This is a genomic window from Paenibacillus polymyxa (assembly GCF_018614975.1).
GTDB lineage: Bacteria > Bacillota > Bacilli > Paenibacillales > Paenibacillaceae > Paenibacillus > Paenibacillus polymyxa_E.
Window position 1 is genome coordinate 280,944 of record NZ_JAGGNR010000008.1, and the last position, 16,034, is coordinate 296,977.

Consider the following 16,034-nt stretch of genomic DNA (forward strand, 5'->3'; position numbering starts at 1 on the left):
CCAGATCATAATTTGTGATATAATCGGAAACGTTTCCGTAAATTAAATATGTCACATTTTAGATACGCTGTCAAACATATTTCTCCACTAATATGTCTATTTCGTGATCATATCGAGTTCACTTTAGAATGCTTATACTTTAGTTTAAGTGATCTTAGCGGTATTACAAACGATGTAATCCTTGTTATTAACATATATTATGGCAAATATTATTGTAGACCCATTGAAATTTAATCAGGCCTCGCCATAAATCTGACCCTTTCACGGGATACTTCATTGTTCAAATGTTATAATCAAGTTATATAACTATCGTGAAGTTCATACATATTCCTAATATTTCGGAATTGTTTCCGATAAAGCGAGGTAACCGTACATTGAGGAAAGAACAGAAACTTACGATCAAGGACGTTGCAGAGCGTGCCGGCGTGGGCATCGCTACCGTATCCCGGGCCATTAACAATTCAGAAGGCATCAGCAGTAAAACACGGGATAAGGTGATGCAGGCCATTGAAGAACTGGGGTTTGTACCCAACACCTCGGCACAGAGTCTGAAAATCCGGCAAACGCACCAGATCGCGCTTGTTGTACCCGACATACGTAACGCCATCATTCCGGAAATCTCCTGGTCTGTAGAGCAAACGGCGAAGCAACACGGGTACCATGTCGTGCAGATCAATACGGCAGGCAATGCCAGAACCGAGCTGGAAACTATTCGTAATGTCAAAAAATTGCATGTGGACGGACTGATCTTCATGCCTCTGGCGTACCCCAAAACGTTACCCGGACTGATTGATAAAGCGCCGCTCCCTATCTCCATGATTAATTACGGCAAAAAACTGGAACCGGGCATGAAGGCAGATATCGTCTCTCTTTCTCAACCCGAAGGCAAACTGGTGATGGAGCATCTGTTCAAAATCGGCCGGACTCGAATCGCATACGCTGGTGCACCCAAAGACATTATTGAAGAACGCTTCCGTGCATATGAGCAAGCTGTAGGCCATGTGGACATTTCTCTCGTCTACTTTGGTGAGGACTTTTCATTGAATACTGGTGCTAATGCTGCAGATTATTTCTATGGACTTACGCATATGCCAGATGCCGTCTATGCCATTAATGATATGGTTGCCATCGGATTGGTTAATCGGTTCAAGGAGCTAGGGGTTCGTGTACCTGAAGATGTGGCTGTTGTGGGTGTGGATAACAATCAATGGACGACCGTCACGTCTCCTCAGATTAGTTCCGTGTCCATTATGGGCGAAGAAGTCGCCAGACTTGCTACCGAGCTGTTGTTAAAACGAATTCGGGAGATGAATACGACCGATTACGAACACATCCAATTTGAACCGCGCTTAATCGTTCGTGAATCAAGCGTAGCCATGATTCATTCTTCCCAGCGAGGGCCACACAGTTAAATTTGGTGAGGGGGATGGGTCAGCAGGATAGGATCTATTTTACGGCTATCCCTTCATTTGTTCTGCTACACAGATATACTAAAAAGGTGTTGCTCAGGTCTAACTCTTTCCTGGCAGCACCTTATTTGTCGTTGATTCTATATAATTATAGCGAGTCATACTCCGCATATGTTCATTCTAAGAAAGCAGTTGCCTGATCGGTGTTCCCTTCAGGAACATCGCTATATTCTCTACGGTATGATTATAATAGATCTAGGCCATCACATTCATGCCAAATGCTTCTGCGTGCCAACCACAATATCAAAATCCTGCAATTCCTGGATGACTTTATCTTCCGAGCCCATATAGTTGTTGAATGTCTGAATCTCTACCTGATCCATCAACGGACCACAGTCCGCCGACGTCAGCGCAACGTTCTGATCATCATCCAAAACGGCACAGCGCAACTTCGTATTCATTGCTGATCTCCTCCTATATCTGCTCACTTTTTAAATATATTGTAGCAACTCCGCCTCACTTTCAAAAGTATCATTCCGATAACTGTAACAAAGACAGCGTAGCCTGGATGCTCTGCTCTACAAACAAGCGGTCCGGTCCTGATTTCATTAGTACAGTCAGTCCAATCATGGATACAACCAGAGACTGTGCGACCGCATTCGCGTTCATTTCAGTTGACAACTCCCCGCTCTGTTGCCCTCGTTCTACCGTTTCTTTGAAAAGCACACCCAGGTACATCTGATGCTCCCGTGTAAGAACAGCGAATTTGGGATCATGCGGAGCCAGTTCAACCATCGTATTAATGCAAAAACAACCGTGACTAGGCTCGGTCACACTCCCCTCTGCTCCTATATGTTCAAACAGTCCACGAAAGGCTTCTCGTACTGAGGAGCCCTGTTGAAGTCTGGCTCTGACTTGAGCCGCATGCTGAGTGGTATACCTGCGAAGTGCTGTTTCGAATAATTCCTTTTTATCTCCAAAAGCTGCATACAGACTGGGACGTTGAATGCCCATTGCGGTCGTCAAGTCATTTAAAGATGCCGCTTCGAATCCCTTGTCCCAAAACGTATGCATTGCTGCATCGAGTGCTTTATCCGTATCAAATTCCCGTTGTCTAACTATACAATTCACCTCTTTATGTATCGATCAGTATATTCATATATTTTAAACTCATAACAATGGATAAGTCAAAGATCACTCACTTAAAATTAAAAATAACTCCTCTATAAAGTTTTTTTAACCAAATTTAAAATCTCACCCAATTCTCTGTTGACAGAATTCACGCAAATAAAGTATGGTTATCCCGAAACATATCATACCGATCAGTACATAATAGAAAGGTGACAAATACACATGCAAACTTCTTCTCCAGATGCACAATTATCCAATAAGGAACGTCCTGCCATGTCACGGTTAGTTGCTCTTCTTTTTGCCGTGTGCAGTGGACTTGCGGTCGCGAATATTTATTATGCTCAGCCTTTGCTGGACTCCATTGCTCAAGAATTCAGCCTATCTCCATCATCCATAGGGATTGTCATCACAGTGACTCAAATATGTTATGCCTTGGGGCTGTTCCTTCTCGTTCCGCTTGGTGACCTCTTAAATCGCCGCAAGTTGATTATCATTCAAATGCTCTTATCCGTGCTTGCACTGGTTCTCGTAGGAACCGCACAATCCAGTTCCCTGTTGTTCATGGGGATGGCTGTCGTAGGTCTACTCGCGGTCATTACACAAACATTGGTCGCCTTTGCTGCACACTTGGCAGCCCCGTCCGAACGCGGTCGCATTGTTGGACAGGTAACCAGCGGAATCGTCATTGGCATTTTACTAGCACGAACGGTTGCAGGTACGCTGAACGATTGGTTCGGGTGGAGATCGGTATATCTCTTCTCTGCCAGCCTTACATTACTCGGAATTGTCGCCTTATTTTTTGTTCTCCCAAGGCAACAACCCCCACAAGTGAAACAAAGCTATGTCCAATTACTCGGCTCCGTCTTGCAACTGTACCGTGAGTTGCGTGTGTTACGCGTACGCGGTGTGCTGGCCATGCTGATTTTTACAGCCTTCAGCATCTTGTGGACTTCTATGGTACTGCCACTAAGTAGCCCTCCACTGTCCCTGTCTCATACAGTCATAGGTGCATTCGGTCTCGCAGGAGCGGCGGGAGCATTGGCTGCTGCCCGTGCAGGTAAACTTGCCGACCGGGGCCTTGGTCAGAAAACAACCGGTGTCTCTCTTGTCATTCTGCTCTTGTCCTGGCTGCCCATCGGTTATACCCATCACTCTCTCTGGTTCCTGATCCTGGGTGTTATCCTGCTCGATCTCGCCGTGCAGGCCGTACATGTTACCAACCAGAGCCTGATCTACGAAGTTCGCCCCGAAGCGCAGAGCCGCCTGACGGCAGCTTATATGATCTTTTATTCCATCGGCAGTGCGATTGGCTCCATCGTTTCTACCCAAGTGTATGCATGGGCGGGCTGGACAGCCGTATGCTGGTTAGGTGCTGGCGTTAGTGCAGCAGCCCTTGTGTTCTGGATGATCGATCGTTATATGCATCGGAATCTCAATCGTTGAATTAGTCCAGTTTATTCCACACCACAATAAAGAGGGTTGCCAACGGACCAAATAACAGGGAAATCAGAAACCAGTTCCGACCACTTCTGTTTTTTCCCTGTGCCAGTCCGGCATTAATCAAGGCAAGGGTGCCCCAACCTACATAATATTCATTATCCATCAAACGTCTTCTCTCCTTTATCCCTTCCATTCTGGCTACTGCTCAAGTATCGCTTTGAGTTTACGATTACGACTCTCCAGAAATGCATGCATGTATCTCTTCAGCACAAGTCGTTCCGTTACCCATCCCAGCAATCCAAGCGGAGCTTCGAATCGAAGTGTGTCTCTCATGCAAGTTATCTGATTCCCAATTACGCTGAAATGATGTTCATGTCGCATGCTCTTGAAAGCCCCCTGCTCCATTTGATCCACAAATAGAAACGGTCGTTCAAACTGCACAATTCGGGACTTCAACTTCTGTCTGACCCCAAAATGAGTAGCCTGAAATGTAACTGTATCCCCTGCTCCAATTCTTCCTGTGGTTACTCCTGCAACTGCTCGCTCTCTCGTATGTTGCCAGACGGTCTGAGTATGTATATCAATATCCCGGGCATAGTCAAAGCACCGTTCAATCGAGGCATGTATCGTAATCTCGGTTGTCACTTCAATCATGGCGATCGCTCCTTGGCAGGAAAAATAAGGTCTTTGCAAAGTGTACGCTTGCTTCCTTGGTCTAACAACACATCAAGGATGATATAACAAAAAACGGGTCCCCTGTCTTAGTACAGGAGGCCCGTTCTCAATATAAGTAAGGAATACCGTTAATATTTAGATTAAATAAGCAATTCATCAATGGCAAGCGTACGCTCTTTAGAGAGATCGCGATATTCTTCAGACTCCACTTTGATGAGCGGTTTGAAAATATCAGACGTATTGTTCATGACAATAACACCTTTTTCTCCATTGCTGAGCAGGACCTGTTTCCCGATAAAATTAGGAAGCAAATGTTGCATCAATGCCTGAACCGGTTTTTCATTCAATTTACCAAATCCCATTCCATAGATCTCTCTAAGGTTGTTGATCAGATTTGGATTGCTTCCTCCGTGATTCCCTGATCTCATGCCTATATAGATATCTGCTACAGATACAATCTGTGTATATGGATGAATTTCACTTTTCTCAAGTTGCATCGGATAACCCGACCCATCTTCCCGCTCGTGATGCTGTAGAGCAACCAGTGCTGTCGCTTCATCCGTCATCGAATTTTTGATAATTTCATGACCATATATGGTGTGACGCCGCATTTCAAGCTGCTCATCAGCCGTCAACGGTTCTGTTTTGTTCCGAATCCGGTGGGATACTTTGCACTTTCCAATGTCATGCAGATAACCACCGCGACTAATCTGATAACTCTCCTTCTGAGAATATCCAAGCCAATTCGCAAGGTAGAAGGACAACAATCCTACCTGGATTGAATGTGTATAGTTATTGACGTCATCCCGCTCCAGCATCATCAGGAGATGAACGACATCTTTCTGCTCATCCAGTCCCTCAACCATCGGTTGCAGTGCATCATCCACCATGGTGGCGTTGAACTTGCCAACGGTCAGAGCTTCGAGAAAAGCATTTTGATAATTATGTACAGTCTGAATAAATTGGGACTTCAGCTCTTCTTCAGGCGGTTCTTCCTTCGTACTTATCCCGGAAGTATGCTTGGCGGCTGCAGCAAAAAATTCTGCTTCAGTGATTTCCTCTTCGCGTGATTCAATATCTACATAATCTACACGGTGCTGCATAAGCAAGGAGATATCCTCACCTTTGATCACAGTTCCCTTCCCGAGAACGTGTAATCCTGCATCGCTGAATGTATCCGCAGTTAGACGGTCTCCGTCTTGCAGGTTCATAATATGGATTCTCAAATCGGTATTCCCCCTGAACAATTCATTATAGTAACAGCACCCAACGGAACGGGGCCACAAAAATACCTATACTTCTTTATATCGTTATAATTCTTCATTTCATACATAGTTCAAACGACCTTAATCACAATGGTAAATACGAACGCCTAAGACTTTATCCTCACTCCAACATCCAAATTAGTCCCGGTTTTAAACTTTTATACACTTTTGTGCCTCAACGCCGTATCAGAGTAAGCCAAAGAAGTTCAAACGCTCCGTTTGAACTTCTTCAAGACATCTCACATTAGATTTTGATCGAACCCAGACTAGCACCTTTAACAAATAAACGTTCAATGCTCTTCTCCACCGAAGGATCGGGAATCAGCGGCGGTGCCTGGTGAGGTTTGGTACGTGCATCAATAATCACCTGATCACAGCCCCAATGCTTGTGGTCATATCCGCTATTAACCCCGTACATATCATGTGAAGGGTTGCTGCGAGTAAAGGTTGCCCATAGGAAGTTGCTGAGGTTAGCACTCAGGAACGAACTGTCATCACATAGAATGATCAGCGGACACGAGTCCAGACCTCCCTGTTCTTTCAATAGAGACGTGAATGCTTGCATCTCCTGTGCTGTATTCGCATAACTCGTGAAGGCAGATGTCTGAATCGAAACAATGCCCGGCATGATGAGCTGCGGATTCTCATAACCACGAATGTTTTTCAAAGACTCCGGAACTTCCGTGCACAGATCCCGAACCTTGTCGCCATACGCTGCAAAAACAACCTTGCTGCCGCTGTTCAGTCCTGTACCTGAGTAATCCAGCGTATCAATCGTCGTATGGGTATGGAAGTGAATATCTCGCTGCATATTCATACGCTCCAAGATATAGGTCAGGAATTCAACTTCCTTGTGGGTATCCAAAGGCTGCTGATCCTCAGCGGTAATGAAGAGGTACTTCGCCAGACTGAGCTGCCCCGTACCCAAAATACGATTGGCAATCGTAAGCAACTCTGTCGGCTGCTTCACCGCCTGATACGGCGTGTAACGTTCACTGCCGATGGCAAACAGTAATGGATGAACCCCTGCCGCATCGACCGCATGCACTTCTTTGACACCTGGAATCTCCTGTTTAATCGCGTCTCCAGTAATCTCATGAATCAAATCACCAAAAGCCGTATCCTCTTGCGGTGGTCGTCCAACAACCGTAAACGGCCAGATCGCATTAGGTTTGGCATAGACTTTATGCACACGCATGAGTGGGAATTCATGTGTCAGACTGTAATAACCCAGATGATCACCGAACGGACCTTCGGGTTTTGTCTCGCCTGGGTAGATATCACCCGTGATGACAAAATCAGCATCATTGCTAATGCAATATCCGTCCTTGTAACTGTACCGGAAGCGACGTCCTGCGAGCAGGCCGGCAAATGTCATCTCACTGAGCCCTTCAGGCAAAGGCATAACTGCTGAAAGTGTATGTGCAGGTGGACCACCAATGAAAATACTCACTTTTAGTGGTTCTCCCTTTTTGACCGCTTTGGCCTGATGTATACCAATTCCGCGATGAATCTGATAGTGCAATCCTATTTCCTTGTTCATTTCAAAATCATTGCCATCCAGTTGAACCCTGTACATCCCCAAATTTGAATTCATGATTCCTGGTTTGTCTGGATCTTCCGAATAAACCTGTGGTAGCGTCACAAATGCTCCACCGTCCATAGGCCAGTGTTTGATGAGCGGCAAGTCCGAGATTTGAATCTCTTGCGCCGACACGGGTAGGCTGATAGACTTCTGTTTTGGCAGTGCCTGCCACGCAGCTAGACCTGTTCGGACATGCTGAAATGGCGTCTTAAGCGCCTTCATGGGATCGTCACGAACAGCCATGACCCGTTGTACGCCTTCCAGCGTACCGCGAAACATGAATTTGCTTCGTTCCACCGTACCGAACAGATTCGATACAGCCTGGAATTTTGAGCCTTTTACATTTTCGAATAACAGCGCCGGGCCTTTAGCCTCGTGCACTTTCATGTGGATCGCTGCCATCTCCAGATGAGGATCAACCTCTTCTTTGACCCGAATCAAATGACCGTGCTGCTCCAGATCGTTAATACAATCTTCCATGTTGCGATATTTCATTGGATGGCTCCATTCTGTGTATGATAAATTGATTAAGTTCATAGATTCACATAACGTCTCTTCTATTTTATCAAATGATCCACTGCTAAACAAAACTATATGTGAAATTTTGTCGCGAATACAGATATCAAAAAAAGCAATATGGCAGCAATCTGAATCCTGAACGCACAGGGACCGATTGTTTCCATATTGCTGCTCTGTATTTTCTGGCTTTCCTTAAGATGTAATAACCGATCTGGGGATCGTGACAATAAACTGTGTACCTTTTCCTACTTCGCTCTCTACATCAATTGTACATTGATGTAATTTCAAGATTTTAATCACAATGGACAAACCCAATCCATTCCCTCGAAGCGAGCTGCTCCGAGCTTTGTCCACCATGTAGAATCGATCAAAAATATACGGGAGTGCTTCCTCAGGTATTCCTTGTCCAGAATCTCTAATCAATACCTTCACAAATGAAGATGACGTCTCAATTTCGACATGAATGGTACCTTGTGGACCGGTGTATTTGATCGCATTGTTTATTAAATTCCGCCAGACCTGATCAAACAAATCTTTGTCCACTGTGATCTCACAGGGCAACAAGTCGAGTTCGATCTGTATGTCCTTCTGAGCCCACTGCGGCTCTGCCAGTAAAATCGCCCTTCTTAATTGTTCATCTACCTGGAATGTGGTGAAATGAACCGGATGATGCTCTGAATCCAGCGAGGCTAGCCGAAGCAGATTATCACTGAGCCTCGATAAGCGCAGCGTTTCCTCATAGATGATATCCAAATGCTCTTTCTGCTCTTCTAATGGAATAACACCATCTTGTAGTGCTCTGGTGAATCCTCTAATTGATGTGAGCGGAGACTGCATTTCATGAGAGACGTTGCTGACAAAGTCATCACGAACCGAATCAATTTTCTGCAACTCACTGGCCATATGATTAAAGCTCTCCATCAGTTCGCCAAACTCATCCTGATTATTATGTTTCAAGCGGACCGACAGGTCACCTGATGACATCTCCTTCGCTGCAACCGTTAATCTCTTAATCGGTTTCACAATGTACCCGGACATGAACAGGATTAATAGGCTACCAATGACAAGAACCGTTAACAGTGAGGTTAAGAGCGTGTTTCGCAGTGTATGAAAAAGAGAGGAGAAATCGCTTTGAATCAGAAATGTGCCAATCCCCTCGTTTGTTCCGGGAACACCTATGGTCGCGATTCCATCTTTACTGGACAGAAAAATGGCATCCGTTGCACCCGTTTCGAATAACGAATGAACTTTGTCCTCTGGCAAGGAAGATAACACTTCACTTTGCTCATTCACGGGAATGATATTCAGGCCGTAGCGCGCAAAGATATCGAAGCTTGATTTCACTTTTTCCGGATCATCGATCAGGTTAATCAGTGTAACGAGGTCTTCAGTAAAGGTAACCATAAAACGATTCGGTGTCTTTTCCTGGGACCCGTTATTTATCATAAAGGAGAGAATCAAACTCACCAGAACAATCCCGATAAAAGTAGCTACGATGCGAAGTCGCAGGCTTTTCCTAAACATTTTCATGCCCGCTCCAGGCGATAACCGAGTCCTCTTACCGTTGAGATCATTAACTCAGGAACAGGTTCAAGCCGCTCCCTTAACCGTTTGATATGTACGTCAACCGTACGCTCATCTCCTTCGTAATCGATGCCCCATAGGTCATCTATAAGCTGTGTACGTGTGAATATTTTCCCTGGCGAACTTGCCAGAGAAAATAACAATTCACATTCCTTCTTTTTCAATTCGATGGTTTGTCCATCCGCAACGACCATCAGATTGCCCAGATCAATCGTTACACCGCTGATCTGAATCATATTGGATGAACTTTTGTTATATCGTTTCAATAATGATTTTACACGCAGGATTAACTCCACAGGATCAAACGGTTTAACCAGGTAATCGTCTGACCCGGCATTAAATCCTCTGACTTTGTCCTTGGATTCTCCCTTGGCTGTCACCATCAGGATTGGAATATCCAGATAAGACCGAATATCTTCCGTCAGTTCAATGCCGTCTATTCGCGGCATCATTACATCCACAATCGCCAGATCAACTTTTGTATGAGAGAGGATATCTAACGCCTCTTGTCCGTCTGGTGCTTCCAGCACGGAGAATTGATTCTTTTCAAGATAGATTCGGATTAATTTGCGGATATGGGAATCATCGTCCACCACCAGAATTGTGTTCATGCAGCCATTATCCTTTCCGCACTTGGTTTTATTCGTATCGTAAGGATTCCATCGGGTCCAGCTTCGCCGCTTTTGATGATGGCATCAAACCGGCTACGATACTAATCGCTGTACTTACCACGATACCAAAAAAGATATAATATCCTGAGAGATTAATCAGTTTTGCTCCAAACGCATTGTCCAATAGAATATTTAACACATAACTAATGATCACTGCAAAGATTACCGCAATAATACCACTAAATACGCCTAATAAGGCAGATTCGGAGAAGAATATTCGCTTGATATCTTTCTTTCTTGCTCCAATCGCCCGAAGAATGCCGATCTCCTTTGTCCGTTCCACGACACTAATATAGAGTACAACCAATATCATAATACCGGATACGATCAACGAAATGCCTGCAATACCCGCAAGTACAATGGAAGCCATACTTACGTATGTCGTAATATTCTCCATGACCTTGGCCATCTGGGAGCCTGCGAAACCAGCGTCAACAGCAGCTTCATTGATATCATTTACATATTTCATATCGGTCGCGTAGGCGTTAACCTGAATCGGCCCGATTGTTATTCCTTTGTCTGTATACAATTGCTCCAACGTCTCTGATGAGATGTATCCCGGAGATTGTTGCATTGGAGATCGTGGATCTGCGGCTTCATAGATCCCTGAGATCGTTACTTCTTTCTCCAAAGTTACTGGTTTATTATTGCGATCCATCTCATTGATATATAGAAACACAGACTTGCCGATCATCGATTCAGCTTGGTCATTTCCGCTTAATTGTTTCGCCGTATCGAGGGGTAACAGCATCTGATTTTCTGCCGGTAGAACACCCGTTGTCATCAACGCTGGATCAAAAGCGTCCGTTAACGTTGTTAACTGCGTGAGTCCCACACTTTGTTTTTCATTCACCATAGTGGATTGGCCTGTAATGGTGGTGATCGTCTCTACATGATCTACATTAGGGAAATTTCGGATCGTCTCGATATCAGCTTCGGTGAACGGTTCACCTGTCGCCATCAAGGCTTCCGGGCCTTGCATATCCTTAGCTTCTTCACTCGGCTTTGTTATATCCACGAGCAAAGGGTCCATACTTGAATTGATTTCGTCATTCATATACGTCGTTATACCATTCCCCAAGGAGAGCATCAGGAGTACACTTAATATACCTATAGATCCACCCATTGCTACCAGTACATTACGCTTGCCGTTGAGTTTCATATTTTTAAGTGCCATCTTGAATGAAGCAAGCAAGCTCAGGCTCCGGGAAGAATCCTGATGACTCTCGTAAACAGCCGTAGAAGGATCTTTCAGGTGAATATCATCACTAATGCGCCCCTCTTCAACCTTCACAATACGTGTACCCGAGTCAGCCACTTTCTGTGAGTGAGTTACGGCGATCACCAGCATTCCCTTTTTGGCTATACTGTCGAGCAGAGCGAGGATTTGATCTCCGTTTTCCTTATCCAGCGCACCTGTTGGTTCATCTGCCAGAATAATATCCGGATTGTTGGATAAAGCCCGTGCGATGGAAACCCGTTGCTTCTGACCCCCGGACAACTGGTTGGGACGTTTGTTCAGATGATCCTTCAGCCCGACCTCTGTTAATATATCAACGGCACGTTGGTTCCGATCCTTCTCATTCGTATCCGTCATTTGCATCGCAATCGTCACATTTTCGAGGACAGACAGATGCGGGATCAGATTGAAATTTTGAAAGACAAAGCCGATATTATTCTTCCGATAATCATCCATTTCCTTCTCCGTCATGGCACTTAAGTTCTTGCCACGAACAACGACGTCCCCTTCATAGTCGGAGTCCATCCCACCAATGATATTCATCAGTGTCGACTTACCGCAGCCAGATTCACCAAGGATGGAGACAAATTCCCCTGTCTCAAAGCTCAGGTTCAGACCGTGGAGTACGGGAACTCTTTCTTTTCCATATAAGGTGTATGATTTTTTCACATTTTTAACTTCTAGTATTTTCATATGGATCTCTTCCTCTCCTGATCATGCACGATATCTATCTATTTGATGTTTCATATCGTAACAAATCATTGTGAACTGATAATGAACTGGGCAATTGGTATCTGCCTGTACAAAAAAAAGGCATGTGTGCTTGCTTGAAGTCAATCTTGTCCAGTAAGCGCACGTGCCAAAAAAACGCCATGAAATCCGTATTCATGGCGTTTCTTCATTTATTCAGATTCCTTCAACAATACGCTTCGCCCTAACCTTCACCTCACGGTAAAGTTCATCCTCATCAATCGTGAGCAGCTTTCTGCCTCTCATGAGGATCTGACCATTCACGATTGTGGTGTCCACGTCCGCCCCATTTACGCTGTAAGCCAGTAACGATTCTACCTCATGCACCGGTTGAAGATGTGGTTTCGCCAGATCAATCAGGATCAGATCAGCTTTGTGCCCCGCCTCAAGGATACCCACTTCATCCTGTAGACCCAGCAGACTAGCACTTCCGCGTGTAGCCATGCTTAGTACGTCCTTGGCTGGCAAGCGCGTGGGATCACCATAGTCCAGCTTTTGCAGCCAGGTCGCGGCTTTGATCTCCTCGAACATATCCACGGTTGTGGCACTTCCCGCTCCATCCGTTCCGATTCCAACGTTAATTCCCTGGGCCAACATCTCGGTAATTGGAGCAATTCCACACCCAAGCTTCAGATTGCTGACCGGATTGTGTGCTACACCGCCTCGCATGCCCTTCAATCTACCGATGTCCCTGCGATTGAGATGCACACCATGTGCAAGCAACACATGTGCCTGTTCGAACATCCCCGCCTCTTCCAAATACTCCGTCGGTGTCATGCCATAACGTTCACGAATCTTCACGACTTCTTCCTTGGTCTCAGCCAGATGGATATGCAGCGGGATCTCCTCCGTGACAGCCATGGCAATGACTTCACGGAGCGGCTCCATGGGACAAGTGTAGGGGGAGTGGGGCCCATACATGGTTGTTATCCGTCCATCGGCCGCTCCAGACCAGCGCTGTACAAGATCGACCGCCTCTTGCAACCTGCGTCCCCCATCATCCTCCATGAATACCATCCCACGTGTAAGCGATGCCCGCATACCTGTTTGCTTAACCGCTTCTGCAATCTCGTTCATATGAATATACATATCCGCAAAAGCAGTGGTACCCGAACGAATCATCTCTGCGATGGACAACTTGGCACCCCAATAGATGTCTTCCGGGTTCATCCGCGCTTCGGCAGGTAACATTTTGCGTTCGAGCCAGTCCATCAGCTTCAGATCATCCGAGAATCCCCGGAGCAGGCTCATTGGTGTATGTTGGTGTGCATTGATGAGGCCCGGCATGGCAACCTTATTGCGTCCATCAATAATCTCATCTTGGGGTTGAGGCAGAATGTGATCAGCAATCTGCGTAATTCGATCTCCCTCAACACGAATATCCCCCATAAAGGGGGCATCGGCATCTTTCATCGTTAGGATTGTAGCTTGCTGAATCAGTATACTCATTACATTCACGGCTCCTCTGAATTGGTTATGGTTCCTTCCATATCCGAGGGTAAGCCTTCACGTAACGGCAAGGTCAAGTCATTTTAATTTTTGAATCGTCATCTTTCTGAAACTTTGTATAAAAGGTTTGGGGTCGATTTCGACCATGTATGGATACACGCCTGTACTTGTGTGCAGATAGAAAAATCCACCTTCGTCGCCCATTCGTCGAAATGACATGTCAAATACTTCCGTAATGTTAAACTCGCGGTATTTGGTCACGATTTTATCTGAATACAGAATCATGGAGCGGGCATTTATCTCAATCTCTTGGGCGAGACCCGTCACTTCTCTCTGTACTTTGTAATAAGGTAATACAGCAACGCAGTTCATGATCTCCCTCCATTCATGCCATGATTATTGTTCCATCATAGCAGATCGGAGGGTCCCAGCAAAAGAAGATGAAACTAGGTGATCTTGGTCGTCACCTTTAGTGGCGTATGAAGTGCATCCTGAATGTCCTGCAGAGAGAGACACTGTTCAATATGAAATACACCATGTGGCAACTCTGTTTTATATACGCGTTCCGCCACGGCTGCTGCCACGGCCGCTGTCACATCTGCTTCCTTATCGCCAACGAGCAGTTGTTCAACGCGGACTTGTTCACCATTTTCCCACCCTACGGCATCGACCTTGACTGCATACATCGGCTCGCCTCCGGGAATAAGCCCAAAGGCCTTAACCGTTCCACTCCGAATAGACGGGATACGCAGCAACGAAAACAACCCTGCACGTTTGGAGATTGCCATGGATTTTGTGATCCAGCGGGAGTCCAGACAGAGTCTGGTAGATACGGTTGGAATACGTAACGTCCGAGCAACCACGTGCTGATCCGAAAAGTTAAATCGGTAGGCCTTCCGCTGCCCTAGTTTTGCTCCAAAATCAATTAATTGGCCATCTCCGAAACTCTGTACCTCAGCAGGTTTGCCTTTTTGCATCACTTGGTAGGTGGCATTCATCTGATCAACGGTCCACTCCACGGCAGCTTTCCCGTGCTTCTCGCCAAGTCCCAGCATCACGGTAATATCTGCTTCCTCCACCTGATCCATATGCATGGTCGCTTCGCGTACAAGCAAGTTCGTTACTCCCGGTGATAGTCCAACGCTGAGGATCGCGGTCGATTGGGAGCGTTGCATTTTGGTGTGCAGTTGTTCAACCTGAGCGAGAAAATCATATTTTGCAGAAATATCAATATAGTCGGCTCCGGCTTGTGCGCAGGCTTCAACAAACCGGGTATGGCTCTGGTCCACACACATGATGACCAGCTTCACAGGTCTTAACATGGAGGGCTCTACGGGTCGTGTTACATCCAGTTGAAGTGGTAGCACAGCACCACCTGTAGACCTGCTGAATTCTTCCGCACGGTTCATGCGTGTACCCGCAGCCCATACTTTACCCGGGAACAATTTCCCCAGTTGAGTACATATCATCTGCCCCACTTGACCATAACCGCCCACCACCCAGATCTGATCTTTCATAGGCTTCACGTTAGTTTCGAATTGCATAATACCCCTCCACCCAGAACGCCCCGAAGTAACGTGTAATATGTGAGAAGCCGCATTCGGTCAGTAGCTGAGTCATCTCTTCAGAGCATATGGGATCGGATTCACGGCCCAGGGAAGCAGCAAAGCGCTCCCACTCTTCAGGAAGGACACCCACACTCAACATGTGATCCTTCCAAGCTTGCATCATGATTGGATATGCAGGTGAACGAAGATCAGCATTTACAGCCGCAATGATCAGTGGTGCACCCGGTTTAAGTCTCGCTGCGAGGCTGGTAAGAAACGTTCTCTTAGCCTCCATCCCCTGAAGGAAATGTAACATGAGCATGCTTGTCGCCCCATCATATACAATATCCTCCGGCAATTCTTCAACCGTGACAGGTTGCAGCTTCACTCTGGAACCGATGCTTGCTTCCGCGACTCGTTTCTCAGCGAGTTGCAGCATGGGCTGTGAAGGATCTACTCCAGTCAATGTCCAACCGGCATGACGTGATCCGAGCAGAGCAATCTCTTTTCCCCCTCCCGCTCCGGCAACAAGGATATGAATATCGTTGTTATTCGCAAAAGATGCTGCAAGCAGCCGTTCCATTAGATTATGCATATGAGAATAACCCGGAATTTTCAGGGCTATCGATTGTTCGTAACGATGAACATCTGCTGTTTCCCAGCTCATCGGTGATGGATTGTGATTCATGGACACCGCACTCCTCTTGAATTGAAGTTAGACTTGACTCGTTGTTCGTCTAATTTCATTATAGAAGAATACGGCGAGCCT

At 46.0% G+C, this 16,034-nt stretch carries 15 protein-coding genes; 2 read left to right on the forward strand and 13 right to left on the reverse strand.

The annotated features are described in order from the left end of the window. The first annotated feature begins 374 nt into the window (after positions 1–374). The gene (locus tag J7E78_RS04595; protein ID WP_017688801.1) at positions 375–1,412 is read left to right on the forward strand and encodes a LacI family DNA-binding transcriptional regulator; all 1,038 of its coding nucleotides are present in this window, start codon (positions 375–377) and stop codon (positions 1,410–1,412) included. Between the two features lie 266 nt (positions 1,413–1,678). Here J7E78_RS04595 and J7E78_RS04600 read toward each other — a convergent pair whose 3' ends face one another. Then, positions 1,679–1,870, reverse strand: a complete 192-nt coding sequence (locus tag J7E78_RS04600) for a hypothetical protein (protein WP_215075152.1) — start codon at positions 1,868–1,870, stop codon at positions 1,679–1,681. A gap of 70 nt (positions 1,871–1,940) precedes the next feature. Next, positions 1,941–2,531 (reverse strand): TetR/AcrR family transcriptional regulator, encoded by a 591-nt coding sequence (locus J7E78_RS04605; protein ID WP_215075543.1) that lies wholly within the window; start codon positions 2,529–2,531, stop codon positions 1,941–1,943. A gap of 231 nt (positions 2,532–2,762) precedes the next feature. Between J7E78_RS04605 and J7E78_RS04610 the strand changes: the two genes are divergently transcribed. Further along, positions 2,763–3,983 (forward strand): MFS transporter, encoded by a 1,221-nt coding sequence (locus J7E78_RS04610; protein WP_215075153.1) that lies wholly within the window; start codon positions 2,763–2,765, stop codon positions 3,981–3,983. A gap of 1 nt (position 3,984) precedes the next feature. Here the strand turns inward: J7E78_RS04610 and J7E78_RS04615 are convergent, their stop codons facing one another. The 11 genes from J7E78_RS04615 to J7E78_RS04665 form a co-directional block, all read right to left on the reverse strand. Continuing rightward, a complete protein-coding gene (locus J7E78_RS04615; RefSeq protein WP_169481673.1) occupies positions 3,985–4,146 on the reverse strand; it encodes a hypothetical protein in 162 nt (53 codons plus the stop codon). 32 nt (positions 4,147–4,178) lie between these two features. After that, the gene (locus J7E78_RS04620) at positions 4,179–4,634 is read right to left on the reverse strand and encodes an SRPBCC family protein (RefSeq protein ID WP_215075154.1); all 456 of its coding nucleotides are present in this window, start codon (positions 4,632–4,634) and stop codon (positions 4,179–4,181) included. A 161-nt stretch (positions 4,635–4,795) separates the two neighbouring features. Beyond that, positions 4,796–5,881 (reverse strand): HD-GYP domain-containing protein, encoded by a 1,086-nt coding sequence (locus J7E78_RS04625; RefSeq protein ID WP_215075155.1) that lies wholly within the window; start codon positions 5,879–5,881, stop codon positions 4,796–4,798. A gap of 283 nt (positions 5,882–6,164) precedes the next feature. Continuing rightward, positions 6,165–8,000, reverse strand: coding sequence for a UbiD family decarboxylase (locus J7E78_RS04630; RefSeq protein ID WP_215075156.1), 1,836 nt, complete (start codon positions 7,998–8,000; stop codon positions 6,165–6,167). Between the two features lie 216 nt (positions 8,001–8,216). Continuing rightward, the gene (locus tag J7E78_RS04635) at positions 8,217–9,548 is read right to left on the reverse strand and encodes a sensor histidine kinase (RefSeq protein ID WP_215075157.1); all 1,332 of its coding nucleotides are present in this window, start codon (positions 9,546–9,548) and stop codon (positions 8,217–8,219) included. Between the two features lie 2 nt (positions 9,549–9,550). After that, positions 9,551–10,219, reverse strand: coding sequence for a response regulator transcription factor (locus J7E78_RS04640; RefSeq protein WP_215075158.1), 669 nt, complete (start codon positions 10,217–10,219; stop codon positions 9,551–9,553). Between the two features lie 28 nt (positions 10,220–10,247). Then, positions 10,248–12,212: an ABC transporter ATP-binding protein/permease gene (locus J7E78_RS04645; protein ID WP_215075159.1), complete on the reverse strand. Its 1,965-nt coding sequence runs from the start codon at positions 12,210–12,212 to the stop codon at positions 10,248–10,250. 213 nt (positions 12,213–12,425) lie between these two features. Further along, positions 12,426–13,718, reverse strand: coding sequence for an amidohydrolase (locus tag J7E78_RS04650; protein WP_215075160.1), 1,293 nt, complete (start codon positions 13,716–13,718; stop codon positions 12,426–12,428). Positions 13,719–13,796: 78 nt separating this feature from the next. Next, a complete protein-coding gene (locus tag J7E78_RS04655; protein ID WP_215075161.1) occupies positions 13,797–14,090 on the reverse strand; it encodes a hypothetical protein in 294 nt (97 codons plus the stop codon). A 74-nt stretch (positions 14,091–14,164) separates the two neighbouring features. After that, the gene (locus tag J7E78_RS04660) at positions 14,165–15,262 is read right to left on the reverse strand and encodes a saccharopine dehydrogenase family protein (protein ID WP_215075162.1); all 1,098 of its coding nucleotides are present in this window, start codon (positions 15,260–15,262) and stop codon (positions 14,165–14,167) included. Then, positions 15,246–15,953, reverse strand: a complete 708-nt coding sequence (locus J7E78_RS04665) for a class I SAM-dependent methyltransferase (RefSeq protein WP_215075163.1) — start codon at positions 15,951–15,953, stop codon at positions 15,246–15,248. The genes J7E78_RS04660 and J7E78_RS04665 overlap by 17 nt, the downstream gene beginning before the upstream one ends. Positions 15,954–16,034: the final 81 nt, after the last annotated feature.